Origin of the sequence: Roseovarius sp. ZX-A-9, assembly GCF_028369135.1 — a bacterium.
Classification (GTDB): domain Bacteria; phylum Pseudomonadota; class Alphaproteobacteria; order Rhodobacterales; family Rhodobacteraceae; genus Roseovarius.
This window is the reverse complement of the sequence record NZ_JAPWHW010000032.1, coordinates 12,802-36,249: the sequence shown is the minus strand read 5'-3', so window position 1 is coordinate 36,249 and position 23,448 is coordinate 12,802. Positions and strand designations below refer to the sequence as shown.

At 65.6% G+C, this 23,448-nt stretch carries 25 protein-coding genes and 1 CRISPR repeat array; of the genes, 14 read left to right on the top strand and 11 right to left on the bottom strand.

Annotated features, from left to right (window positions below; translation table 11 throughout):
• Positions 1 to 15 precede the first annotated feature (15 nt).
• The 3 genes from O3306_RS22500 (at position 16) to O3306_RS20765 (ending at position 1,568) form a co-directional block, all read left to right on the top strand.
• Positions 16 to 177 (top strand): P27 family phage terminase small subunit, encoded by a 162-nt coding sequence (locus tag O3306_RS22500; RefSeq protein WP_442970031.1) that lies wholly within the window; start codon positions 16 to 18, stop codon positions 175 to 177.
• Positions 178 to 467: 290 nt separating this feature from the next.
• On the top strand, positions 468 to 1,175 hold the full coding sequence (locus tag O3306_RS20770; RefSeq protein ID WP_272010956.1) for a recombinase family protein: 708 nt from the start codon (positions 468 to 470) through the stop codon (positions 1,173 to 1,175).
• Between the two features lie 138 nt (positions 1,176 to 1,313).
• Positions 1,314 to 1,568 carry a hypothetical protein gene (locus tag O3306_RS20765; protein ID WP_334312367.1) on the top strand — a complete coding sequence of 85 codons (255 nt, stop codon included), beginning with the start codon at positions 1,314 to 1,316 and terminating at the stop codon, positions 1,566 to 1,568.
• 26 nt (positions 1,569 to 1,594) lie between these two features.
• On the opposite strand, the gene O3306_RS20760 is transcribed toward O3306_RS20765, so the two are convergent.
• From O3306_RS20760 to O3306_RS20725, 8 genes are all read right to left on the bottom strand, one after another.
• Positions 1,595 to 2,074, bottom strand: a complete 480-nt coding sequence (locus O3306_RS20760; protein ID WP_045685040.1) for a DUF411 domain-containing protein — start codon at positions 2,072 to 2,074, stop codon at positions 1,595 to 1,597.
• Between the two features lie 39 nt (positions 2,075 to 2,113).
• The gene (locus tag O3306_RS20755) at positions 2,114 to 4,447 is read right to left on the bottom strand and encodes a heavy metal translocating P-type ATPase (RefSeq protein WP_272010947.1); all 2,334 of its coding nucleotides are present in this window, start codon (positions 4,445 to 4,447) and stop codon (positions 2,114 to 2,116) included.
• Between the two features lie 67 nt (positions 4,448 to 4,514).
• The gene (locus tag O3306_RS20750; RefSeq protein WP_045681289.1) at positions 4,515 to 5,825 is read right to left on the bottom strand and encodes an APC family permease; all 1,311 of its coding nucleotides are present in this window, start codon (positions 5,823 to 5,825) and stop codon (positions 4,515 to 4,517) included.
• Entirely contained in the window at positions 5,822 to 6,496 is a 675-nt protein-coding gene (locus tag O3306_RS20745; RefSeq protein ID WP_045681287.1) for a TVP38/TMEM64 family protein, read from the bottom strand. Before O3306_RS20745 ends, O3306_RS20750 begins: the two co-directional genes overlap by 4 nt.
• A gap of 1 nt (position 6,497) precedes the next feature.
• Positions 6,498 to 6,884, bottom strand: a complete 387-nt coding sequence (locus O3306_RS20740) for a DUF302 domain-containing protein (RefSeq protein ID WP_045681285.1) — start codon at positions 6,882 to 6,884, stop codon at positions 6,498 to 6,500.
• 16 nt (positions 6,885 to 6,900) lie between these two features.
• Positions 6,901 to 7,029: a hypothetical protein gene (locus tag O3306_RS20735; RefSeq protein WP_264224588.1), complete on the bottom strand. Its 129-nt coding sequence runs from the start codon at positions 7,027 to 7,029 to the stop codon at positions 6,901 to 6,903.
• A gap of 120 nt (positions 7,030 to 7,149) precedes the next feature.
• On the bottom strand, positions 7,150 to 8,703 hold the full coding sequence (locus O3306_RS20730; RefSeq protein ID WP_062563567.1) for a multicopper oxidase family protein: 1,554 nt from the start codon (positions 8,701 to 8,703) through the stop codon (positions 7,150 to 7,152).
• 72 nt (positions 8,704 to 8,775) lie between these two features.
• Positions 8,776 to 9,174 (bottom strand): hypothetical protein, encoded by a 399-nt coding sequence (locus O3306_RS20725; protein ID WP_045681279.1) that lies wholly within the window; start codon positions 9,172 to 9,174, stop codon positions 8,776 to 8,778.
• A 108-nt stretch (positions 9,175 to 9,282) separates the two neighbouring features.
• On the opposite strand from O3306_RS20725, the gene O3306_RS20720 reads away from it, so the two are divergent.
• On the top strand, positions 9,283 to 9,717 hold the full coding sequence (locus O3306_RS20720) for a c-type cytochrome (protein ID WP_123193412.1): 435 nt from the start codon (positions 9,283 to 9,285) through the stop codon (positions 9,715 to 9,717).
• A 53-nt stretch (positions 9,718 to 9,770) separates the two neighbouring features.
• On the opposite strand, the gene O3306_RS20715 is transcribed toward O3306_RS20720, so the two are convergent.
• Entirely contained in the window at positions 9,771 to 10,127 is a 357-nt protein-coding gene (locus O3306_RS20715; protein ID WP_272010941.1) for an ion channel, read from the bottom strand.
• Positions 10,128 to 10,267: 140 nt separating this feature from the next.
• A complete protein-coding gene (locus O3306_RS20710; protein WP_208997431.1) occupies positions 10,268 to 12,499 on the bottom strand; it encodes a heavy metal translocating P-type ATPase in 2,232 nt (743 codons plus the stop codon).
• A gap of 92 nt (positions 12,500 to 12,591) precedes the next feature.
• Here O3306_RS20710 and O3306_RS20705 point away from each other — a divergent pair, with 92 nt between their 5' ends.
• Positions 12,592 to 13,032, top strand: a complete 441-nt coding sequence (locus O3306_RS20705) for a MerR family transcriptional regulator (RefSeq protein WP_045681275.1) — start codon at positions 12,592 to 12,594, stop codon at positions 13,030 to 13,032.
• Entirely contained in the window at positions 13,029 to 13,370 is a 342-nt protein-coding gene (locus tag O3306_RS20700) for a YnfA family protein (RefSeq protein ID WP_272010938.1), read from the top strand. Before O3306_RS20705 ends, O3306_RS20700 begins: the two co-directional genes overlap by 4 nt.
• 530 nt (positions 13,371 to 13,900) lie before the next feature.
• Here O3306_RS20700 and O3306_RS22495 read toward each other — a convergent pair.
• Complete coding sequence (locus tag O3306_RS22495; RefSeq protein ID WP_442970030.1) at positions 13,901 to 14,203, bottom strand: type I restriction enzyme endonuclease domain-containing protein; 303 nt, start codon at positions 14,201 to 14,203, stop codon at positions 13,901 to 13,903.
• Between the two features lie 133 nt (positions 14,204 to 14,336).
• On the opposite strand from O3306_RS22495, the gene cas3 reads away from it, so the two are divergent.
• The 8 genes from cas3 to cas2e are packed head-to-tail and all read left to right on the top strand — an operon-like array spanning position 14,337 to position 22,647.
• Positions 14,337 to 16,850, top strand: a complete 2,514-nt coding sequence (cas3, locus tag O3306_RS20690) for a CRISPR-associated helicase Cas3' (RefSeq protein ID WP_272010935.1) — start codon at positions 14,337 to 14,339, stop codon at positions 16,848 to 16,850.
• Positions 16,847 to 18,397 (top strand): hypothetical protein, encoded by a 1,551-nt coding sequence (locus O3306_RS20685; RefSeq protein ID WP_272010931.1) that lies wholly within the window; start codon positions 16,847 to 16,849, stop codon positions 18,395 to 18,397. Before cas3 ends, O3306_RS20685 begins: the two co-directional genes overlap by 4 nt.
• A complete protein-coding gene (gene casB / locus O3306_RS20680; protein WP_272010928.1) occupies positions 18,387 to 18,923 on the top strand; it encodes a type I-E CRISPR-associated protein Cse2/CasB in 537 nt (178 codons plus the stop codon). Before O3306_RS20685 ends, casB begins: the two co-directional genes overlap by 11 nt.
• Positions 18,916 to 20,055 (top strand): type I-E CRISPR-associated protein Cas7/Cse4/CasC, encoded by a 1,140-nt coding sequence (gene cas7e / locus O3306_RS20675; RefSeq protein ID WP_272010925.1) that lies wholly within the window; start codon positions 18,916 to 18,918, stop codon positions 20,053 to 20,055. The genes casB and cas7e overlap by 8 nt, the downstream gene beginning before the upstream one ends.
• Entirely contained in the window at positions 20,052 to 20,735 is a 684-nt protein-coding gene (gene cas5e / locus O3306_RS20670) for a type I-E CRISPR-associated protein Cas5/CasD (RefSeq protein ID WP_272010923.1), read from the top strand. The genes cas7e and cas5e overlap by 4 nt, the downstream gene beginning before the upstream one ends.
• The gene (locus tag O3306_RS20665) at positions 20,732 to 21,469 is read left to right on the top strand and encodes a type I-E CRISPR-associated protein Cas6/Cse3/CasE (RefSeq protein ID WP_272010920.1); all 738 of its coding nucleotides are present in this window, start codon (positions 20,732 to 20,734) and stop codon (positions 21,467 to 21,469) included. Before cas5e ends, O3306_RS20665 begins: the two co-directional genes overlap by 4 nt.
• Positions 21,470 to 21,511: 42 nt before the next feature.
• Positions 21,512 to 22,354 carry a type I-E CRISPR-associated endonuclease Cas1e gene (gene cas1e, locus O3306_RS20660; RefSeq protein ID WP_272010916.1) on the top strand — a complete coding sequence of 281 codons (843 nt, stop codon included), beginning with the start codon at positions 21,512 to 21,514 and terminating at the stop codon, positions 22,352 to 22,354.
• Positions 22,354 to 22,647 carry a type I-E CRISPR-associated endoribonuclease Cas2e gene (gene cas2e / locus O3306_RS20655; RefSeq protein ID WP_272010913.1) on the top strand — a complete coding sequence of 98 codons (294 nt, stop codon included), beginning with the start codon at positions 22,354 to 22,356 and terminating at the stop codon, positions 22,645 to 22,647. The genes cas1e and cas2e overlap by 1 nt, the downstream gene beginning before the upstream one ends.
• Positions 22,648 to 22,711: 64 nt before the next feature.
• A CRISPR array of direct repeats spans positions 22,712 to 23,266; the repeat unit is 29 nt; unit sequence GGTTCCCCCGCACCCGCGGGGATAGACCC.
• Between the last annotated feature and the right edge of the window lie 182 nt (positions 23,267 to 23,448).

The window sequence follows — 23,448 nt, the reverse complement described above, 5'->3', positions numbered from 1 at the left end:
ACCAAGAGCGGCAACCTGATCCAGAACCCGCTGGTGGGTGCCGCGAACAAGGCGATGGCCGACATGGTGCGCTATGCCGCCGAGTTCGGGCTGACGCCATCAGCGCGGACCCGTGTGGCGGGCATGAGCGACGCAGGCCCGAACCCGTTCGCCGAGTTTGATGAGCTCTTTGGGTGATGGGTCGCTGTATGGGTGAAGCCGGACGGACGTCGGTGGCATCTGCACGCCTCGACATGGCCCAAAAGAATCCGGTCGATTTGGTCATCGCGATTGAGTTCGCAATCAGTCACCACTGACAGAAATGGCAACCGCAGCGAACATCCGGTCGATCTGTCTTGGGGTGCGAACTCACGGAGCTAATGGAAGCTAAAACAACAGCTTAAGAACGGTGTGGCCGCCTTTGATCGTACCAATCCGGTGCGGATCCGTGTACACAACTGCCAAACCCACGTTGCGCAGGTCTGTACATGCCCCAGCCAGCACTGAAATTCGTTGCCTATGAGCGCGTTTCCACCGCACGCCAGGGCCGATCCGGTCTAGGTCTGGACGCGCAGCGCAGGGCGATCGATGACTTTGCGGCATCGCGCAGCGCTGATGTTATCGGCCGCTTCACCGAAGTCGAAAGTGGCAGCAAGGATGCGCGGCCCGAACTGGCACAAGCTTTGCATCTCGCAAAGCTGACAGGGGCCACGCTGGTCATCGCCAAGCTCGACCGGCTCAGCCGCAATGCCGTCTTCTTGCTGACCCTGCGCGACAGCGGCGTACGCTTCCTCGCGGTGGATATGCCCGAGGCCAACGACCTGACGGTTGGTATTATGGCGCTCGTGGCTCAGCAGGAGCGTGAGGCGATCTCGCGGCGTACGAAGGAGGCGCTGGCGGCCGCCAAGGCGCGTGGTGTCAAGCTGGGGAACCCCAACGGGGCTGCGGCACTAAAGGCAGCCGGCAAGGGGGGCGCGGCCCTGCGAGCGGCGGTCACGGCAAATGCGGATGCACACGCCGCTGACCTCGCAGATGTTCTCATCGATATTCGCGCGCAGGGTCATGAAACGCTGCGCGCCATGGCCGGAGAACTGAACCGGCGCGGGATCCTCACACGGCGCGGTGGGAGGTGGCAAGTGTCCAGTGTCGGGAATCTGCTGCGAAGAATTGGCCGTGTCCGCGGAGAGGGCAGCTAGTGACCTCTCCAGTGCGGGCGGCGCTGCGCTACGGCGCCATCCTCCTCGCCGTGCTCCTGTACCTGCTGTCGCTTCGGCGGTCCGGCGAGCGAGCGGGAAGCCTCGCCGAACGCCTTGACGACACCGAGAAGGCCAATGATGTCCAACGCCAGATGCTGGAAGCAGCTGCTCGCCGCCCTCGCGATCATAACGAGCTTGCTGAGCGGCTGCGCAACGGTCGGTTCTGAGCCCGGCATCGCGACCGTCTGCCCGCCCGTGGTAGAGTACAGCCGCGAGTTCCAGGCGCGCGCAGCCGAGGAGCTCGCGCGGCTGCCGCACGGGTCGGCCATCGCCGAGATGCTGAGCGACTACGCCGTGATCCGGGATCAGGTCCGTATGTGTTCTCGCCCCTGATCAAGAGCCGAATTGGAGCCTCAAGGTCAGGCAGCAGCGTAGCTGGTAAAGACCTCGTTCGATCCGTCGCGCCGGATCAGAAACACGTCGTAGGCCTCGCGCTGGCTTTCCGGTCCCATCCCGGGCGAGCCGTAGGGCATGCCTGGCACTGCGAGGCCGACCGCGTCGGGGCGTTCCAGCAGGAGACGGCGAATGTCGGCAACAGGGACGTGACCCTCGATAATGTAACCATCCACACGACCCGTATGGCAGGAGACCATCTCCTGCGGGATGCCGTTGTCCAGCTTGTAGCGCATCAGAAGCGTCCCGGCGCTCGCCTCGGTCGTGACGGCGAAGCCGTCGTTCTCGAGGATCTCGATCCAGGCCGAGCAGCAGCCGCAGTTGGGGTCCTTCATCACGTGGATCGCCGGACCGGCGCCTTGCGCCAGAGCCCTCAAGGGCGACGCAGCCGCCAGCGCAGCTGTGCCGATCAGGAGCTTGCGGCGGGAAAACATGTCTTGGGTCATCTGATGTTCCTTTCGAGGTTGGATGTGTGGGCTGGCAGATCAGAGGTCGACCCGCCTGAGCCGCAGGGCGTTGGTGATCACCGAGACCGACGACAGGCTCATCGCCGCCGCCGCGATCATCGGCGAGAGCAGAAGTCCGGTGACAGGGTAAAGCAGCCCGGCGGCGATGGGGACGCCAAGCGCGTTGTAGGCGAAGGCGAAGAACAGGTTCTGCTTGATGTTCCGCAGGGTGGCGCGGGCGAGCTTGCGCGCCCGCACGATGCCCATCAGGTCGCCGCCCAGCAGGGTGATGCCTGCGCTTTCCATCGCAACATCGGCCCCGGTGCCCATGGCGATGCCGACATCGGCGGCGGCGAGCGCGGGGGCGTCGTTCACCCCGTCGCCCGCCATGGCGATCTTGTGGCCGTCGCGGCGCAACTGGTCGATCAGGTCCTTCTTGGCCTCGGGCAGGATGCCTGCGCGCACCTCGTCGATGCCGAGCTTGCCCGCCACCGCCTGCGCCGTGCGTTCGTTGTCGCCCGTCGCCATGATCACCCTTAGCCCTTGGGCATGAAGTTCCCGAATGGCCTGCGCGGTACTCTCCTTGATCGGGTCGGCGACCGCCACGATGCCGACGAGCGCGCCGTCAAGCGCGACGAACATCGCCGTCTTGCCCTCGGCGCGCAGGGTGTCGGCCTTTGACTCGGCCTGCGCGGTGTCGAGCCCCATCTCCCGCATCATCGCCGCGTTGCCTAGCGCCACCGCGCGCCCACCGACCCGGCCCTGTACGCCCTTGCCAGTGACGGCGTCGAAGTCCGTGGCCTCCTGACGCGGCGCACCCTGCGCCTCGGCTCCCTCGACAATCGCCTCAGCCAGCGGGTGTTCCGAGCCACGCTCCAGCGCTGCGGCCAGCGACAACAGGTCGGTCTCGGTGACGTCCCCGAGCGCAACCGTATCGGTCAGCTTCGGCTTGCCCATGGTCAGCGTGCCGGTCTTGTCGACGATGAGCGTATCGACTCCTGCCATTCGCTCCAGCGCCTCGGCGTCCTTGATCAGCACGCCCGCCTGTGCGCCGCGCCCCGCCGCCGTGGTGATGGAGATCGGTGTCGCCAGCCCCAGCGCGCAGGGGCAGGCGATGATGAGGACCGACACGGCCGAGGCGATTGCGAAGACCAGCGCGGGCTCCGGGCCGAAGATCAGCCAGACCACGAAGGCGACGATGGCGATGACCACCACCGTCGGCACGAATATCGCCGACACCCGGTCGGCCAGCCCCTGGATCGGCGCGCGGGACCGCCGCGCGTTCGACACCATCGCCACGATCTGCGCCAGCACGGTATCGGACCCGACCTTGCCTGCCTCCATGACCAGAGAGCCGTTCTTGTTGATCGTGGCGCCCGTCACCTCATCCCCCGGCCCCTTTTCCACCGGCATTGACTCGCCGGTCAGCATGCTTTCGTCCAGCGACGAGCGGCCCTCGATCACCGTGCCGTCGACCGGAATGGCGTCGCCGGGACGGACCCGCAGCCGGTCGCCCTCCATGATGTTCTCCAGCGGCGCATCGTATTCAGTGCCGTCCGGCAGGATGCGCCGCGCGGTCTTCGGCGCCAGATCCAGAAGCGCGCGGATCGCATCCCCGGTGCGTTCTCGCGCTCGGAGTTCCAGCACCTGGCCCACGAAGACCAACGCGACGATCACCACCGCCGCCTCGAAATAGGTGCCGACGCCGTGGCCCATCCGGTACTGTTCCGGAAACACCCCCGGCAGGAACGTCGCGACGAGCGAGTAAAGGTAGGCCGCCGCCACGCCGATGCTGATCAGCGTCCACATGTTTGGGCTGCGGTTCACAATGGAGTCCCAGCTGCGCCGGAAGAAAGGCAAGGCGGCCCAGAGGATGATCGGCGTTGCCAGCACGAACTCGAGATAACTTGCGGTCTGATGCCCGATCCAGTCGCGCACTGGCAGCGCGACCAGTTCACCCATCGTCAGGATGATGAGCGGCACCGCCGCCGCCGCCGAAATCCACATCCGACGCGTGAAGTCGGTCAGCTCCTCGCTGGGCTCATCCGACGGCACCATCGGTTCCAGCGCCATGCCGCAGATCGGGCAGGACCCCGGCGCATCGCGGACGATCTCGGGATGCATCGGACAGGTGTACTGGACGTTGGCCGGAGCAGCCTTCTTCTGTCCGGCGGCCCGGCCCGAGGCGTAGAACCACGGATCCGCCTTGAACTTCGACTGGCATTTCTCCGAACAGAAATGAAAGGTCTCTCCCTGGAACTCGGCGTGACGCCCGTCCGGCTTGACCGCGACCGTCATCCCGCAGACCGGGTCCTTTGCGGTATTCGCCCCCGCCGGAATGTCGGGCGCCGCGTGATGGTGATCGTGCTCCATAGTCTGCCAGCCTTTCGATCTCTTGTTTCAGCTTGCCGCTTCCAGCCGTTGGAAGCTCAAGCTCTTTTCAATGGTGGTCGTGAGCGCCTTCCAGGGCGGGATTCCGTGCGAGGAAGATTCCGACGAACAGGAACACCAGCGCCATGCCGATCGCACCCAGGACGACGATCAAGGGGTCGGACTGCCATTTCATCGCGGCGAAGGCGGCCAGCACCACGGCATCAAGTGCGATTGCCGTCAGCAACACCCAGCCCCGAGCGCCGATTTCTTCGCGCAGATGCCGGAACACGCCGAAATGGATGATCATGTCCATCACCAGATAGAAGAAGGCCCCGAGCGAGGCGATGCGGCTGAGGTCGAAGAAGACCGTCAGGAAGCCTGCGATCACGACGGTGTAGACGAGTGTGTGGTCCTTGATCGTGCCTGGCATCCCGAAATGGCTGTGCGGGATCATCTTCATGTCCGTCAGCATCGCCAGCATCCGCGAGACGGCAAACACGCTGGCGATCAGGCCCGAGGCAGTTGCCACCAGCGCAAGCGCCACCGTCAGGTAGAAGCCGGTTTGCCCGAGGGCTGGTTGGGCCGCTTCAGCCAGCGCGTAGTCCTTCGCCGCCACGATGCGATCGAGCGGCAGGCTGGAGCCGACCGCGAATGCGACCAGCAGGTAGACGACGACGCAGATGGCGATGGACAGGACTATGGCCCGGCCCACGTTCCGATGCGGATTGGTCACCTCGGCGCCGCTGTTGGTGATGGTCGTGAACCCCTTGAAGGCGAGAATGGACAGCGCGACCGACGCCACGAACCCACCCGCACGAAAATCTCCGCCCGACGCTTCGAACGAAATGCCGCTGGCCCACAGACCGGCCGCCCCGAACAGCGCAATGCCGCCCACCTTGAGAATGGCCATGATAATGGACAGCAGCCCGACCGACCGGTTGCCAGAGACGTTCACGAGATAGGCGAAGACGATCAGCCCCACGCCGAGGACCGGCACGAGAATGCTGTCCGGATCGCCGCCGAAGGCTCGCAGGGTGTAGGTTCCGAAGGTGCGAGCGACGAGGCTTTCGTTGATGACCATCGACAGCGCCATCAGGAGAGCTGCGCCCGCCGCGACCGTCGTCGGTCCGTAGGCTTTCTTCAGGATCATCCCGATGCCGCCCGCAGACGGGTATGCGTTCGACATCTTGATATAGGTGTAGGCGCTGAAGGCGGTCACGATGGCGCCGACCACGAACGAGAGCGGGAAGAGAGGCCCGGCGAGTTCGGCGATCTGGCCGGTCAGCGCGAAGATGCCCGCGCCGATCATCACGCCGGTGCCCATGGCTACCGCACCGGAAAGGGTGATGCTGTTCTTCTGGTACTCGCTTCCGGTCATGGATTTCCCTTTTCAGGCTTTTGCCGCATGGCTACCCAAAGCAGTGGCAGGCCCGTCAAGAGGCCGAGGCCAAGTACTGCCCATGTCGCCCGGCCCAGATCTCCGCTCACCGCCTCGCCGCCGAAATGGGCCAGCAGGAAGCTTGCCGGAATGATCCCCGCCAGTGTTGCCAAGGCGAAACGCCAGGCGTGCAATCGGCTCAGTCCGGCCGCGTAGCTGATCATGTCGAAGGATACGAAGGGCATCAGGCGGCTGGCAAGAACCGTCGCCGTCAACGCGTTCTGCGAGCCGAGCAGCCCGGCATCGACGCGGTCCCCGAACACCCGCCGCAGGACGTCATGCCCCAGAACCCGTGCGAGACCGAAGGCGATCAGCGCCCCGAGCTCGGCGCCGATGACGACCTGCACGGTCCCCCAGAGATGTCCGTAGGCCGCTCCGGCCGCCAGTGCGATGGGTGCACTCGGGATTGGGCTGGCCACGACCGCGATGGTCATAAGCGTGACGATCAGGACCGGCCCCCAGAGACCCGCACGCGCCACCAGCGTTTCCAGACGCTCGGGCTCCAGGAGGCTGCGCGCCTCGGCGAACACCGAAGGCGCGAACTGCCAGACAGCGAGCAGTCCGATGCCGAGGATCGCAAGGCCCGCGAGAATGGTGACGCGCAGGCTCATCTCAGACCGCCGCGACGGCCTTCGCCAGGAGGTCGCGCACCTCGCCCGCCACGGCCGTCAGTTCGGCGTTCTCAATCGCCTGCATCGACGCCACAGGATCGATGGCGCTGACTTCCACGCCACCGTCGACCTCGCGCAGGATGACGTTGCATGGCAGCATCGCACCGACGCGCGGTTCGATCCCGATGGCCTGATGCGCCATCTTGGGGTTGCAGGCGCCGAGGATGCGGTAGGCGGGCATCTCGACATCTAGCTTCTTCTTCATCGTCGCCTTGACGTCGATCTCGGTCAGGATGCCGAAGCCGTGGTCGGTGAGGGCCTTCCGCGCGCGAGCGTCGACGTCGTCGATACCGGCGTCGGGGAACATTCGATTGATCGTGTAGGTCATTGCCAACTCCTTTTTTCTATTTCCGAAGATACTTGATCAGCGCTGCTATGGCCAAAACCAGCAGCACGAGGATCAGCAGGCCGAAGAGCCAGCCAAACCCCATTCCGAAACCCATTCCGGGGCCCATGTCGTTCCAGTTCATCATCTCATCCTCCTGATTTTTACCCGCAGGGTGCGTCTTTTGGCCGGCCCTCACGACAACATGGGGCAGGACAGACCAGGATCGGTGCCGGGCGGGGCGCCATGTCCGGACGACCCGCTGGGATCAGACGGACGCCGTGACCGCGAATTCGGTCATCATCCCCGTCGTAAGGTGCGGCATGTGGTGGCAATGCAGCATCCATCGGGCGGCCTCACCGACATCGAGGGCGACATCGACCATCGACATCGGTGGCACGTGAACCGTGTCGCGTAGTGCACCGGCGACCCGACGCCCGTTCAGCCCGACGACCTGGAACACATGGCCGTGCAGATGCATCGGGTGCGCCATCATCGACATGTTGTGGAACGACAGCACGACCCGCTCACCGCTGCGTGCGGTGATCGGCTGGTGCTGGCCCCAGACTGCCCCGTTTATCGTCCAGACGTACGGCTGCATCGAACCGCCCAGCATCAGCATCTGGCTGCGGTCCACGGGTCGATCCGGCAGAGCGTCCAGCGCGATGAGGCGCGCCTCCTGCGCCAGATCGGTGTCGAACGCGGGCGCTTCGGCATCCGCCATTGCATCGAGACGCCGCACTTCGGCACCCTGCGTGGCGAGGATCAGGCCGGTGCGCTCGCGCGCGCCTTCGCGCAGGGCGAGGATCGGCCAGGCGCCGCCTTCGTGCGGCAGGTCGATCTCGATGTCCAGACGCTGGCCCATTGCCAGACCGAACCGCGTGCCGGCGAGAGGTTCGACCGCGTGCCCATCTACCGCGACCAGCCGCGCCTCGGCACCGCCGGTCTCGATCCAGAATACCGTCGCCGCAGCGGCGTTGATGACCCGAAGCCGGATACGGCCACCGCGCTCGACCTGGACCACCTCCGGGTCCGACAGGGTCCGGTCATTGGCGAGATAGGCGTCCCAGTCATAGTCGTTCAGGTCCATGGCCATGCCGCCCATCTGGCCGCCCATACCCATCATCCCGCCCATTCGGGGCATGTTGCCCATCGGCATGCCGCCCGTGGCGCCATGGCCCATGGCCCCGTGATCCATGCCCTGCATCGCCCCCATGCCTCCCATGGGAGCGCCCTGATCGGGCAATGCACCGGCACCATGGCCCGCGCCGTGCCCGCCGCCATGACCTGCGCCGATCTCGGCCAGAACCTCCTCGGGGGCCTTGAAGGAGAAGTCATGAAGGAACATCACGACGTCTTGCCGGTCGGCAGCAACGTCCTCGGCCGAGCGCACGATCAGCGGCGCGGCGAGCAGCTGCATCTCCTGGGTGGGCACATGGCTGTGCATCCAGTGCGTGCCGGGCCGTGCCTCGAAGTCGTAGGATCGGGTTTCACCCGGTGCGAGGAGGGGCATCGGCATGTCCGGCACACCGTCCTGCGCGTTGGGCGGGATCTGTCCGTGCCAGTGGATGATGGTACCGACGTCTAGGTCGTTGGTCAGATCGACCCGGAACCTCTGGCCGGGGTCGAGGATCAGTCCCTGACCGCCGGGGCCGGCAAGCCCGAAGACCGTGGCAGCGCGACCGTCGATGTCGAGCGTGCGCGTCGCAGCGGAGAGGCTGATCGGCGCCACCCCTTGCGCGAAGGCGATGCGGGGCAAGTGTGCAGCGCCAATGGCGGCCGCACTTGCGGCAAGAAAGCCGCGTCGAGAAAGCATGTTCATGGTCGTCTCCTCGGGACTTCCGTCCCGTTCATCAATACCGATGGGGCGCCTCGGGCGTCTGCCCGGGCGCGCTCAGAGGAGACGGAGCTTGGGAGGTCGTTCGTTCAGTCCCGGCGCACGGCTGACGTGGATTGCCGCGGACGGGACGTCATGACTGGCGGCGCCGTAGGCGTGCCCGGCTTCCTCGCCTGCCGACGTCAGGAAGGCAGAGAGGCCTGCGCATACGAACTCGCACATCTCGGCATCGGCCGATCCACAGTGCTCTCCAGCGTCACAGTCGAAGCCCGAAATGACCGGAGAGTGCATCATGTCGGCGACATGCATCGCGTGATCCACACCGGAATTCATGCTCATGCGTGTCGCATGCGCGGAGGTCACCGTCGTCACCACGGTGATCGCGAGTATGGCAAGCATGGTGACGACACGTTCGAGCATGCTGCAAAGATAGGCATTGCTCACGAGAATGTCCATTGTCGCAGGCGCCTCGCCGCTGGCACAACGTGGTCTCGACCAAACGCGAATGTTATTCCGCAGTGATCGGGGATAGACGTCTTGAAAAAAGCTCTCCGAAATACTGTCGTGATCGGTCTGGTCGTCGGAGGTGTGATCCTCGCGGTCTTTGCTGGCTGGCGTTATGCCGGTACCGCATCCACCGCCGTGGCGTCGGCGGACATCATCGCGCAAGGACGCCAGATCTATGCGGATCAGTGCGCCGCCTGCCACGGCGCGGAACTGGAGGGCCAGCCGGGCTGGCGCTCGCCGCTTCCGTCCGGCCGGTTGCCGGCGCCACCCCACGACGCCAGCGGCCACACCTGGCACCATCCTGACGATGTCCTGTTCCGCATCGTTAGGGAAGGCACCGCCGCCGTGGTCGGCGGCGGATACGAGAGCGACATGCCCGGCTTCGCAGACGTGCTGAGCGACGCGGACATCCGCGCCGTTCTCGACTACATCAAGAGCACATGGCCAGAGCGCGAGCGCCGATACCAAGAGAGGGTGTCGGAGGCAAACTGACATTCCCCATGGTCGTCGGCTGCTACTCGCGCCAGGCCAGTTCGCAGACCGAGTTAGAGGAACGTCGCCGACCAGGTCAGCACAATGAAGCCGCCGAGCGACTGCATCATGTTGACCATCCGTATCGGCCCGGTTGCCTCGATCTGCGTGTACCCGAGCGTGGCGAAGTTGACGCCGGAGAAGTAGATCAGGCCGCTCCAGCATGGGTCGTAGCTGCCGTCGAAGCCTCCCACGCCCCAGCCCTGCAGCGCCCTGTAGACTGCGGCGAAAGCCAGGATTTCAATCGTGTGGAGCGCGAGCAGCCCGACGAACGCCACCATGATCGCCGCCTGCGGTCTCTCTTTCGAGTTCGGCTTCACGCCCCGGACGGCCAATAGCCCCGTAGTGGTGCGCGACCAGATGGCGGCCACCAGTGCGAAACCGAGCAGAAGCCCGATTCCAGTTGCAGCATGTTGAGCACTCGCGGCGGAACAGTACCCCGAGGTTTATGTTCTCAGCGCTCGGCCCTGCGGCATGGCAGCGGAACCATCGCCCTGCCGATGATCTGATCTCAGGCCTCACGTTCCGGATCAAACGCAAGAAGCCGCAGCGCGTTCAGTGTGACGAGCACCGTCGCGCCGGTATCTGCAAGGATCGCGATCCACAGCCCGGTAATGCCGAGGATCGTCGTCACCAGAAACACCGCCTTAAGGCCGAGCGCGATCGCCACATTTTGCCTGATGTTCGCCATGGCTGCGCGAGCAAGGCGAATCTTGCCGGCCACATCGGTCACGCGATTGCGCAGGATCGCGGCGTCGGCGGTTTCAAGCGCGACGTCCGTTCCGGAGCCCATGGCAACTCCGATGTGGGCGGTGGCGAGCGCAGGGGCATCGTTGATGCCGTCGCCCACCATCATCACGCGGTCTCTGGCGGTCATCTCACGGATCGCGGCGACCTTGCCTTCGGGCATCAATTCGGCGCGATGGTCAATGCCCAGCCCAGCGGAAATGGCTGCTGCCGTGCGCCGGTTGTCGCCGGTCAGCATCACAGACGCGATGCCAAGCGCCTTGAGTTGCTGCACCGCGCGGGCGGCATCCTCTCGGGGTTCGTCCCGGAGCGCTACGAGTCCGACCAACTGGCTCCGGCGGAAGACCGCGACGACTGTCTTGCCTTCATCTTCCATGCCGACCACCGCCCGGAGCGCGTGGTCGTCCAACACACCGCGCTCCCCGGCGAACCGTGGAGAGCCCACCCAGGCGGTTTCACCCTCAACGACTGCTTCGGCCCCTTTGCCCGGAAGCGCTTTGGCGGCGGTCGCGGCCAGGAACGGCGCTCCCGCAGCTTCCGCGCGGGACAGGATCGCCTCCGCCAGAGGATGGCTCGACCCCGCTTCGACGGCGGCAGCCAGCGCCAGCACCTCTGTCTCCGATCCCGAGATCGGCACCACGTCCGTGACGCGCGGCCGTCCGTGGGTCAGGGTTCCGGTCTTGTCGAATGCGACATGCGTGGTGGCCGCCGCGGCCTCGATCACGGCGCCTCCTTTCATCAGCAGCCCGCGACGCGCGCCTGAAGAAAGCGCAGAGGCGATGGAAGCCGGTACCGAGATCACCAGCGCGCAGGGGCATCCGATCAGGAGAAGCGCGAGCGCCCGGTAGATCCACGTATCCCAGCCTTGCCCGAACGCGAGGGGCGGGACGATGGCCACCAGCACCGCAACTCCGACGACGGCCGGCATGTAGATGCGGCTGAAACGGTCGATGAAGCGCTCGGTCGGGGCCCGGGCGCTTTCCGCTTCCTCGACCAGCCGGATGATACGGGCAATGGTGTTGTCCTCGGCCGACTTGGTGACCCGAACACGCAGCGCCGCCTCGGAATTGATGGAGCCGGCAAAGACGGAGGCACCGGGTTCCTTCAGCTTCGGCACACTCTCGCCCGTGACGGCGCTCTCATCGACGCCCGAGGTGCCCTCGATAACTTCGCCATCTGCCGGGACCCGGTCTCCCGGGCGCACCAGAACGATCTGGTCCACCTGCAGCTGGTCGGCTGGTATCACCCGAGTCCGGCCGCCGATCTCCAGGATCGCGGTCTTCGGTACCAGACGAGCGAGCGCCCGGATCCCGTCGCGGGCCTTGTTCGCCGCAACACCTTCGAGAACCTCCCCGACGGCGAAGAGGAAGACGACGAGCGCCGCTTCCTCGGCGGCGTCGATGACGAGCGCGCCGCTGGCGGCGATTGTCATCAGCATCTCGATCGTGAACGGCATCCCCGCTCTGGCGGACGCGACGGCGCGGCGTGCGATAGGGGCGACACCAATGAGCGTCGCGAGGATGAATGCCCACGTTGCCACATCCTGGGAGGCGAGCAGTTTCACGGCCCATGCCGCCGCGAGGAGGAGACCGGTGCCGATCACCAGTCTGCCCTTCGCGGTCTGATACCAACGCGAACCGGGCCCGGGACCGCTCTCGGGCCCTGTCGATCCAGCGTTGGGCTCGAGTCCTGCGGCATCTCGCGAGCCGTCCGCACGGGACGCTTGCTCATCGTCCGGCAGCACGAAGCCTTTCCGATCGGGGCTCGATCCTTTCGCCGCGATCCCGTAGCCGAGCCGCTTGACGATTGCTTCGATCTGGTTGCGAGGGGTCTGCCCTTCATCCAGAGTCAGCCGAAGCCGCTCGGTCATTAGCGCCACATCGACGTCGCTCACGCCAGGCAGGCGTTCGACCGCACCCCGGACCTTGCCGGCGCACGACGCACAGTCCATCCCGGAAACCGTCCATTCGTAGGTTGCACTGTCGTTCGCCGTCATCACGCCCTTCCAACCCGCCCAGCGGGCAACATTGTATTTGCTGAGTCGGGAACCTAAGGTCTCTAGTAGCTATAGCTTCAAGAGGAAATCTGATGCTCACCATCGGAAAATTGGGCGAAGCGGCCGGCGTGAAGGTTCCGACGATCCGCTACTACGAGCAGATCGGGCTCCTGCCGGAGCCAGATCGCAGTGCCGGGAACCAGCGGCTCTATGGGCAGTCGGCACTGGATCGGCTAGCCTTCATCCGCCATGCGCGGGAGCTCGGTTTTCCGCTGGACGCTATCCGAGACCTTCTGAGTCTCTCTGACAGACCCGATCAATCCTGCGCAGCCGCCGATGTCATCGCCAGGGCGCAGCTGGCCGAGGTTGAAAGCCGCCTTGCGCGCCTGACTGCGCTGAAAGGCGAACTTGAGCGCATGGTCGTGCAATGTGCAGGCGGTCGGATTGCCGATTGCCGGGTCATTGAAGTTCTGGGCGACCATTCGCTATGCGCAACCGATCACCAGCATCCGGAGAGCGAGGCGGCATCGTGAACGCACCCGGCACCCTCGCCATCTACATCGGTGCCGCTCTGGCCGAGATTGCGGGCTGCTTTGCGGTCTGGGCATGGATGCGGCAAGGCGCGAGCGCGCTCTGGCTGGTCCCCGGCCTCCTGAGCCTGGCCGTCTTCGCTTGGCTCCTGACCCTTGCCCCCTCCGATTTTGCGGGGCGGGCCTACGCAGCTTATGGCGGGGTCTATATCGCAGCCTCGCTCCTCTGGCTGTGGCTCATCGAGAAGCAGCGCCCGGACACTTGGGACCTGACAGGTGCCGCAATCTGCCTCGCCGGTGCGGCCGTCAGCCTGTTGGCGCCGAGGGCGGCTGGTGGATGATCGGGGGTGCTCTCCAAGATCAAGGCAGCCGACTGCCGCTCATCGTTGCCGACATCACGATAGAGCCAACCTTTGCGGACGGACTCCCGCTCTTCCAGCATAGCAGCTGTGCGTATCAAATAAAATCAATGACTTATACTGGAGAAGGTTGGACGTCAGACCCATCCCCTCCGCCACTTGCCCTTGAGAAACCGTTCTCCCGATCCGGCTTTGGCCGGATTTTTCCGTTATATTAAAGGGTTATGTCGGATTGGCTGTTCACCTTGTCCGGCGCGAGATGGCCAAAATCGGTCTCTCCGGGGCGAAATTCTCCGAGCCTGTTGACTGCGCCGGTTTGGTGAATTTTTCGCAAGTCACTGATTTGGCTTGGTAAATATGTAATACAACCTGAACACTTCGATGGCGGTGGCAACACCAGAGAAGCGACCGGCAGCGGACGTTCGCCAGTTCGCCGACATGTGTGGAGCCCCCGCCGAGAGCGGATCACATGTTGGCGCCGGTCTGGCGCCGCTTCTTCGAAAGTTCGGAGTTCAACTTGCCCATTGACTTGATAGTATCTCCGCCTGCTGCAGAACGGTGCTGATTGCCGTGTCCTGCAGGTCCGGGGGGATGCCGTATTTCCGTAGGATGCGTTTCACCAGAACTCTCAACCGCGCCCGTGCAGGCTCGCGGTGGGACCAGTCGACTGTCACGTTCGACTTGAGGCTCTCCAGAAGCTCGTCTCGGAATCTGGCGGTGAAGTTCTCGCAATATCCGTTTCCCCACGGGCTGCCTGGTGAGACATGCGCTGATCTTCCAATTGTGGGGCAAAATTTTCCTTGTTGGCGGACCACTTTCAGGGGGTTACTCTACAAGATCTCCAATAGGGACGAAAATTTTCTAGTTATCGGAAAGAAATTCAAGGTCTTCAAATTTCTGGAATAGTATCGAAGGATAACAAGAATAGAGAATCGTGGCGGGTTAAAATTGGCGGATTTTCTACAGGAAGCTTGGGGAAAGTCATTTCGTGACAGGGAAAGGCTCGTCTATCATCACTTGGCCCATCACAGCGCCGATGTTGCCTTTGTCTTTCGCGAGCTTCTGAACCAACCCTTGTTCCGAAACAGGGCCGAAACCGCACTTGGGCACAGCATGGACGAGGTCGAGGCGGAATGCCTCGCGGCGCTGGTTTTCCTTCATGATATCGGCAAGCTCGCCCCGGTCTTTCAGGCCAAGGGCTGGCCCGAGGGGCATGGGCTGCGCCCGCTCGGCCACCTGACCTGCGGTTGGCTTTGGATGATGCGCGAGACCCGGCGCGAGAACGTGCTGGCGGGTGCCCTGCAATACATGCGCGGCTGGCGGGGAATGCGAGACTGGTTCAGGATCCTTTTTGCCCATCACGGGCGGCCCGTGCCCGAACCGAATAGCAGCGACCACAGCCATGTCTTCCGCCCCGTGCCTGGCTATGATTGGGAAGCCGAAGAGGCCAAGATGGGCACGGCGCTGGAGGCGTGGTTTCCCGCCATCCGAGACCACGCTCCGCCCGCCCCCGCGCCGCGTTTCGCGCATTTCATCTGCGGGTTGATCGCCCTGGCCGACTGGATCGGCTCGGACGAGCGGACCTTTGCATTTCAGCCCGATTTCGATCCCGGGTATGACAGAATTGCCCGTGAGCGCGCGAGGCGGCGGGTCGAGGAGATCGGCCTCGCGGCGGGAAGTCTCGCGCTGGCTGGTGCCGAGATCTGGCCCTTGCTGGCCCCCGACTACCCGACTCCGCGCCCGGCGCAGGCGGCGATCGGCGGCCTTGATCCGGGCGAGCGGCTGGTCATCCTCGAATCCGAAACCGGCTCGGGCAAGACCGAAGCGGCCTTGTGGCGGTTCGCCGCGCTGTTCGTCGCTGGCGAGGTCGATGCGCTCTATTTCGCCGTGCCGACCCGCGCGGCGGCGCGGCAGTTGCATGGGCGTGTGACCGAGGCGGCGAGGCGGCTGTTTTCGCCCTCGCCCGAACCGGTGCTGGCCATTCCCGGCCAGCGGGTTGCGGGGGACGCGACGGGCATTCCGTTGCCGGGGTTTGAAACCCGCTGGGACGACGACGACCCGAACCCAGCCCGCTGGGCCGCCGAACACGCCACCCGCTTTGCCGCCGCGAGGATCGCGGTGGGCACGGTGGACCAGATGATGCTGGCCGGGTTGCAGGTGAAGCACGCCCATCTGCGCGGCGCGGCCCTGTCGCGAGCCCTGATCGTCATCGACGAGGTTCATGCCTCGGATGCCTACATGACCCATATCCAGCAAAGGCTGGCACGGGCGCATCTGGACCTTGGCGGGCATGTGATGCTGATGTCCGCCACCCTGGGCGCGGTGGCGCGCAGCTCGTGGCGGGGCGAGGCGCTGCCATCGCTTCCGGAGGCCGCGCGCCAGCCCTATCCGGCGGTCTGGACCAGCCGCGGCTGCGAGCCGGTGGGCGATGCCGGCGCGGGCAAGGAGGTGGGCCTGTCCATCCACGCGGGGTGGGGCGGCGAGGACGCTGCCGAACTGGCGCTGGCGGCGGCGCGCGAAGGCGCGCGGGTGCTGGTGATCCGCAACACGGTTGATCGTGCGCGTGAGACATGGGCTGCCGTGATGGAACAGGCGCCCGAGTTGCTTCTGTCCGTCAACGGTGTGCCGACGCTGCACCATAGCCGCTTTGCCGCCGAGGATCGCGCGGCGCTAGATCGGGCGGTGGAGGCGGCGCTCGGGCGGGACAGCCCGGGGGAAGGGCGCATCGTGATCGGCACCCAGACGCTGGAACAGTCGCTCGACATCGACGCCGATTTCCTTGTCACGGACCTGTGCCCGATGGACGTGCTTTTGCAGCGTATCGGCCGCCTGCATCGTCACGGGCGGACGCGGCCGGACGGCTTTGCCTCGGCCAGGGCCGTGATCCTGACGCCGCCGGACGGTCTCGACCCACTGATTCAGAAACCCGAGAACGGGCTGGGGGCGAGGGATTGGGGCGACGGCCTGTCGGGGGTCTATGTCGATCTGCCCGGCCTTGCAGCGACGCTGGAGCAGATCGAGGCGCAGCCGGTCTGGCGCATCCCGGAGATGAACCGCGAACTGGTCGAGGCCGCGACCCATCCCGAGGCGCTGGACCGGGTAGCGCAGGACCGTGGCTGGCAAGACTACCGGCAGAGCGTCACGGGGAAGTTCCTGGCTGAGATGCGCGCCGCCGGGATCGTCACGCTCGACCGCGATGCGCCGCTGCCCGAGAGCTTTCCGACAGATGAGAGGATCGCCACGCGGCTGGGCGAACAGGGCGCTATTCTCGCCCTGCCCGAAGGCACGATCGGACCCTTCGGCGGGGAAATCCGCAGCCTCACCCTGCCGCCGCACTGGTCGCGCGGTCTTTCCGGGGATGAGGAAATGGCCGTTACCGCTCAGGCCCCGCTGAGTATGACAGTTTCTGACATGGCTTTCGTTTATGATTCGGGAGGTGTGATGAAGGAGGCGCATGGATGAGGTTCAACTTGTTGGCCGAACCCCTGATCCAGTCGGATGCAGGCTGGCACAGTCTTCCCGGGCTGATGGCCGCCATGGCGCGTGGCGAGGTCCGGTCTTTCGCCGCCATGCGCCCGCACCAGCGCCCCGCTTGGCACATGTTCCTCGTGCAGCTTGCCACGCTGGCGCTCGATGCGGTGGGCGAGCATGGCCTACCCACTGATGAGGCAGGTTGGACGGCGGCAATGCGCGCCCTGACCCCGGACCATGAAGACGATGCCCCGTGGCACCTTGTGGTCGAGGACGGCACCAAGCCTGCCTTCCTCCAGCCGCCCGATCCGGGCGGGCTGAAATGGAACGACGTCGAGACGCCGGACGCGCTGGACATGCTCATCACCGCGCGCAACCACGACGTGAAGACCGCCATAGCCCGCAGCGCCGCGCCGCAGGATTGGGTTCTGGCGCTAGTGAGTTTGCAGACGATGGAAGGGGGCAACGGCCGGAAAAAATACGGAATAGCCCGGATGAATGGCGCCGCATCTTCGCGCGCCATGCTCACGCTTGCGCCGCTGGATGCCGCAGAGGCGGCGATCAACCCATCAATGTGGTGGCAGAGGGACGTGCAGCGCCTGCTGGAGCAGCGCCAGGGCATTTCCGGCATCACGCTGGTCTGGCTGGAGCCTTGGCCGGAAAAACAGGCGCTGGCGCTCGACGCGCTCGATCCCCTGTTCATCGAGATTTGCCGGCGGGTGCGGCTAGGCGAGCGCGACAATAGGTTGATCGCCTGGGGGTCATCCTCGGAAATCGCACGGATCGCGGCAAAAGAGGCCTATGGAGTGGTCACCCCCGGTGCCGACCCATGGGCGCCGATCCTGATCGAAGGCAAGAAGGTCAAGACACTGACGCTTAACGACCGGGATTGGACCTACGATTTCCTTGTTCAACTGCTGCACGGCAAGAACTGCCGCCGGCCATACTTGTCCCAGCCATCGGACGAAGAACAATTCCAGCCCATGGCTATCGTTGCCGAGGCTTTCGCACGTGGACAATCCAAGACCGACGGTTTCCGTTCCCGTATCGTGCCGGTACCGAAGGGGGTGTTGCGCGGTTTCTGGGAAGACGAGGTGATCGACCTGTCAAAGGCCCTGATCGAGGATGTCGGGCGGGTCGAGACCGCTTTACGATACGGTTTGGAGCGTGTGGCCTTCAACGGGGACAAGGAAAAACACGATCAAGCGAGAAAGAACCCCAAGGAAAGGGCCAAGTTGGCGAAAAAAGTGTCGCCAATGCTTTTCGGGTTTCAGCATTTCGCCGACCAGCACTTCTTTCCCGCGCTCTGGGACCAGATGCAGGCAAGGGGCGATGCCGAGCGGGCGCAGGCTCGGATCGCCTTTGTCAGGAAACTGGCCAGGGCCGCCGAGCGGGAATTTCACGCGGCAATGCCCGCCATTCCCTGTGCCCGCATCATGCGCACCCGGGCCGAGCTTCGTGGGGAACAGGCGCTGCGCCGCGGGCTGATCAAGGCCATTTCCGAGATCGACGCAGAGGAGAAATTGTATGGCACCTGATGACCCGCAGGACGTGGTGGCGAAGCGCGCGTTGGCCATTGCCTCGGCCATAGCCGCCGCCGACCCGGGCGAAAGGGCCGCCGCGCGGCGGATGGGGCAGGGGGGCTGCCCGCTGTTCTGGCGACAGGCCGCGCGGCTGGGCATCGCCCCGCATGAAGAGGCGCGGTGGATGCGGTTCACCCTGATGATCGCCCTGCTGACCCCCAGCACGGCCACCGAGTCGATCCACAAGGCCAAGCGCCCCCTCGGCGCCGTTCTGGCCGATGGCGGCGATGCGGGCGGGAAGCTCGACAAACCAGTCGTCTCGGAGCAGCGCCTTGCCCGATTGCTGGCGGCGCGGGGCATATCGCGGCTCGACACGCTGGAAAGGACCGTCCGCATGGTCGCGCGCACCAAGCCGCCTCTGGACGTGGTGGACCTAGCCTGGGTGGTGCTGCGCGAGGATAGCGGCAGTCTTGCGCGCGAATATTACCGCCGGTTGGACCGGCAGACCGATACAGACAAGAAGGAACCCGAGAATGCCTGAGCCCCGTTTCCTGCAAATCCATTTCCTTGCCCCCTACACGGCGGCGCTGTTGAACCGCGACGATGCGGGACTGGCCAAGCGGCTGCCCTATGGCGGCGCGCTGCGCACTCGGGTCAGCTCGCAATGTCTCAAGCGGCACTGGCGGCTGGCCGAAGACCCCCATGCGCTGAGCGAGATTGACGGGGCGGAGGATGCCTTCCGCTCGCGCGAGATCGTCGAGCGCAAGGTTTTCGGGGAATGGGCGGACGGCGTTGACGAGGACGTGCGCAAGGAAATCGCCGACGCGCTATTGAAAGCGGTTTATGGCGACAAGGGCGCGGACAAGAAATCGCGCCAGACATTGCTGCTGGGCGCCGTCGAGATCGCCTATCTGACCAAGGCGACCAAGTCTCTCGTGGCCGAGGCTGGCGGCGACAAGAAGGCCGCGAAGGATCTCGCGGCACAGTGGCTGAAGGAACACAGGGCCAACCTCAAGGCGATGAGCGAAGGCGCCAAGCTGCCCGCCGGTCTGACGGGGGCGCTGTTTGGGCGCATGGTCACATCCGATCCGCGCGCCAATATCGAGGCGCCCGTTCACGTGGCCCATGCCTTCACCGTCCATGCGGAAGAAGCGGAAAGCGACTATTTCATCGCCGCCGACGATCTGGCCCGTGACGAGGATACCGGGGCCGACACGATCCAGGAAACCGAGCTGACCTCGGGGCTGTTCTACGGCTATGTCGTGGTGGACCTGCCCGGTCTGATCAAGAATCTCGGGGGCGACGTAGCGCTGGCCGGGGAGGTTCTGCACAACCTGACCTACCTGATCGCCGAGGTCTCGCCGGGGGCCAAGCTGGGCTCGACCGCGCCCTACAGCCGCGCTTCCTTCATGTTGCTTGAGGCAGGTGACCGGCAGCCGCGTTCGCTGGCCGAGGCTTTCCGCACGCCTTGCAAGGCCGAAACGGGGCAGGCCGTTGCCGCCCTGTGTGAGCACCTTGCCGCGCTCGATGCCGCCTATGACACGGGCGAAACCCGCCGCGTGATGTCGCTGGCCAATAGCGAGGTGCCCAATGCCGAGCGTGGATCGTTCAAGGGCCTGGCGCAATTCGCCAAATCCCTGCCTGCGCGGCTGAAAGCGCCGGAGGCGGCATGACCCACCGCTGGCTGCACCTGAGGCTTGCCGGGCCGCTGATGGCCTTTGGCGGCGTGGCCATCGACCATGTCGGCCCGACGCGCCAGTTTCCCGCCGCCTCGATGCTGACGGGCCTGCTGGCCAATGCGCTCGGCTGGCGGCGGGAGGAGGCCGAGCGGCATCAATGCCTGCAGGACCGGCTGGTTTTCGGCGCGCTGACCGCGCAGCAGGGGCGGATCCTGCTGGATACGCAGAATGCCAAGCTGGAAAAGAACGACCGCGGCTGGACCACCCACGGCATCCCCGAGGGGCGCGACGGCGCCACCTATGACAGCCCGCACCGGCGGCGGCGCGAATACCTGGCCGACCATGATTGCCGCGTCGTGCTGAGGCTCGCCCCCGAAGGCGCCCCCACGCTGGATGACCTTGCCGCCGCGTTGGAGTGCCCGGCGCGCCCGCTGTTCCTGGGCCGCAAGCCCTGCTTTCCGGCGGCCCCGCTCTTTGCTGGCTGGGTCGTGGGCGACAGCGCCCTGGCCGCGCTGCGCGCCATCGGGCTGCCGGGGCCGGCGCAATGGACCGAGGGAGACGAGGGCGACACCGCCCCGCCATCCGCGCACCGGCAGGCGCTGGCGGACCTGCGCAACTGGCGTAGCGGTCTGCACGGCGGTTCGCGCGTCGTGGTCACGGGGGAACTGCCATGACCCTGCATCTGGTGGAAATCCCGCTGGTGCTGAAGCGCCTGCACATCTGGGCGGCGGAGCGTGCGCTTGGACGGCGCGGCGCGCTGGACGAAGGGCTGGCCCTGCACCACCTGCTGGGCGAAGTCTTCGGCCCGGCCGTGCTGCAACCCTTTCGCCTGTTGGTTGCCCTTCGTGCCGAGCATGGCAAGCTCTATGCCTATGCCGCCACGGATGCCGAGGGCCTGCGCGCCACGGCCTCGGTCACCGCCGGGCCGGGCGAGGCCGAGGTGCTTCCGCTGGACAGGCTGCGCTCGATCCCGCGCCCCGAGGCGACTTGGCAAGATGGGCAGCGGCTGGGCTTCGATCTGCGGGTGCGGCCCGTCGTGCGCCTGCTGCGCGGGATCGAGGGGCCCGACGGCAGTTTTGCCAAGGGGGCCGAGGTTGATTGCTTCCTGCCGCAGGCGCTCGGCCCCGGCGAGCCCCGCCCGCGCGAGGCGGTATATCTCGACTGGCTGGACGACCGCCTGGGCGACGCCGCCAGCATCGAGCGCGACGCCACCCGCTTGGCATCCTTCCGCCGCAGCAGGGTGCAGCGCGGCAAACGCCGAATCGAGGGGCCGGACGCGGTGTTTCACGGCACGCTGACCGTCCGCGACCCCGCCGCCTTCGCGCAGCTGCTCGTCCGGGGCGTGGGGCGGCATCGCGCCTATGGCTATGGCATGCTGTTGCTGCGCCCGCCGCAGCGGCGGGGGTGAGGCGATATGCTCAAGGGGCGTCTCGGGCTCGACTCCGCCAAGGTGCCACACGCCGACAGGGCAGGGTGCCTTTACCTTGCCCGGGGCGCGCTGACCGCCCGCGACGGCACGCTGGCCTTCCTGCAAGGCCCCGCCACCGAGGCCGATGCGCTGGAACCGGGCGACTACGCGATCCCGTTGCAGGGCGTGTCGATCATCCTGCTCGGGCCGGGCTCCACCGTCTCGCACGATGCCCTGCGGCTGTTGGCGCATGCCCGCACCGCACTGGCGGCGGTGGGTGAGAACGGTGTGCGCGCCTATACCGCGCCGCCGCTGATCCCCGACCGCTCGGGCCTGGCGCGGTTGCAGGCGCGGCTCTGGGCGGACGAGGACATGCGCATCATGATCGCGCGGCGCATGTATGCTTGGCGGCTGGGTGAGGTGCTGCCGCATCGCGATCTCGACGTTCTCAGGGGCATCGAGGGCGCACGGATGAAGGAAACATACGCGCTCACCGCGCGGCGCATCGGCATCCAGTGGCGCGGGCGGCGCTATGACCGGGCGAAACCCCACGCGGCGGACCTGCCCAACCAGGCACTGAACCATGCCTCCAGGGCCGTGGAGGCGGCCGCGGCGATAGCGGTCAGCGCCACGGCGACGGTTCCCCAACTGGGATTCATCCACGAAGACCCGGGGCAATCCTTCGTTCTGGACATCGCGGATCTCTACCGCGACTGCGTGACCATTCCGTGCGCATTCAAGGCGGCGAAACGTGTCGGCGAGCGGCCCTCCCTGAACATTGAGCGGGAAACCCGCCGCCTGACGGGCCATACCCTAGCCGAACAGCAGGTCATCCCGGCGATGATCGAGCGGATCAAGGCTTTGATCGAAGGGCAGGAGGGGTAATGCCGCTGACCATCATCGTCACCCGCGATGTCGAGGCACGTTACCGGGGGTTCCTGACCTCGGTGATGCTGGAGATCGCGCCGGGCACCTATGTTTCGCCGGACATGTCGGCCGGTGTCCGGCAACGCGTCTGGTCCGTGCTGCAGGGATGGTGGCAAGAGCTTGGGCGCGGGGCGCTGGTTTTGGTCTGGCGGGACAAGTCCGCCGTCGGACACCTGCGGATCGAGGCCTTGGGCGAGCCGCCCAAGAAAATCGTGGATGCGGATGGCATTTTGCTCGTAAAACGAAAGTAGGTAAAGCGCGGCTCGCCTGCACGATCTTTGACATTGAAATAGAATCAATTAGTTGGGACAAAGAGGTTCCCCCGCACCCGCGGGGATAGACCCCAGTTCGACCGGCGCGCGGCCAATGGTGATGGGGTTCCCCCGCACCCGCGGGGATAGACCCCCAAGCGATGCGGATTGGTGCGCGGCCAACGGGGTTCCCCCGCACCCGCGGGGATAGACCCGTCAGCCGTGATTGTGTTCAGCGCGGCCTCTGGGTTCCCCCGCACCCGCGGGGATAGACCCGCGCCACACCAAGGCACGTCGCGCGGATCTACGGTTCCCCCGCACCCGCGGGGATAGACCCAAAGGGCAGAAGGCGGGCCAGAGGTGCGGCGCGGTTCCCCCGCACCCGCGGGGATAGACCCGTATCGCCGCCCGTCGTCGTGATGGTGTTGCGGGTTCCCCCGCACCCGCGGGGATAGACCCGCGACAAACAGACCGCCTGCGATGTATGGATGGGTTCCCCCGCACCCGCGGGGATAGACCCTCCGTGTGGAGGTCCCCCGCACCCGCGGGGATAGACCCGTCCGCGTGACGGCGTTCTGCGTCCAGTTTGAGGTTCCCCCGCACTCGCGGGGATAGACCCAGTCAGCCCTAGCTATTCTTCGCCACAAGGTGACTCCTCGTGTCGGGGATCTGGACATAATCGACCATCATGCCCATCGGCAGACATGGAACGTGGCAAATGGGGCAAAGAAACTAGGACGTATCCAACTTAATTGAGCGCTTCTTTTGCGGCGCCGCGGTGAATTCGCCGATTGGCAGCGT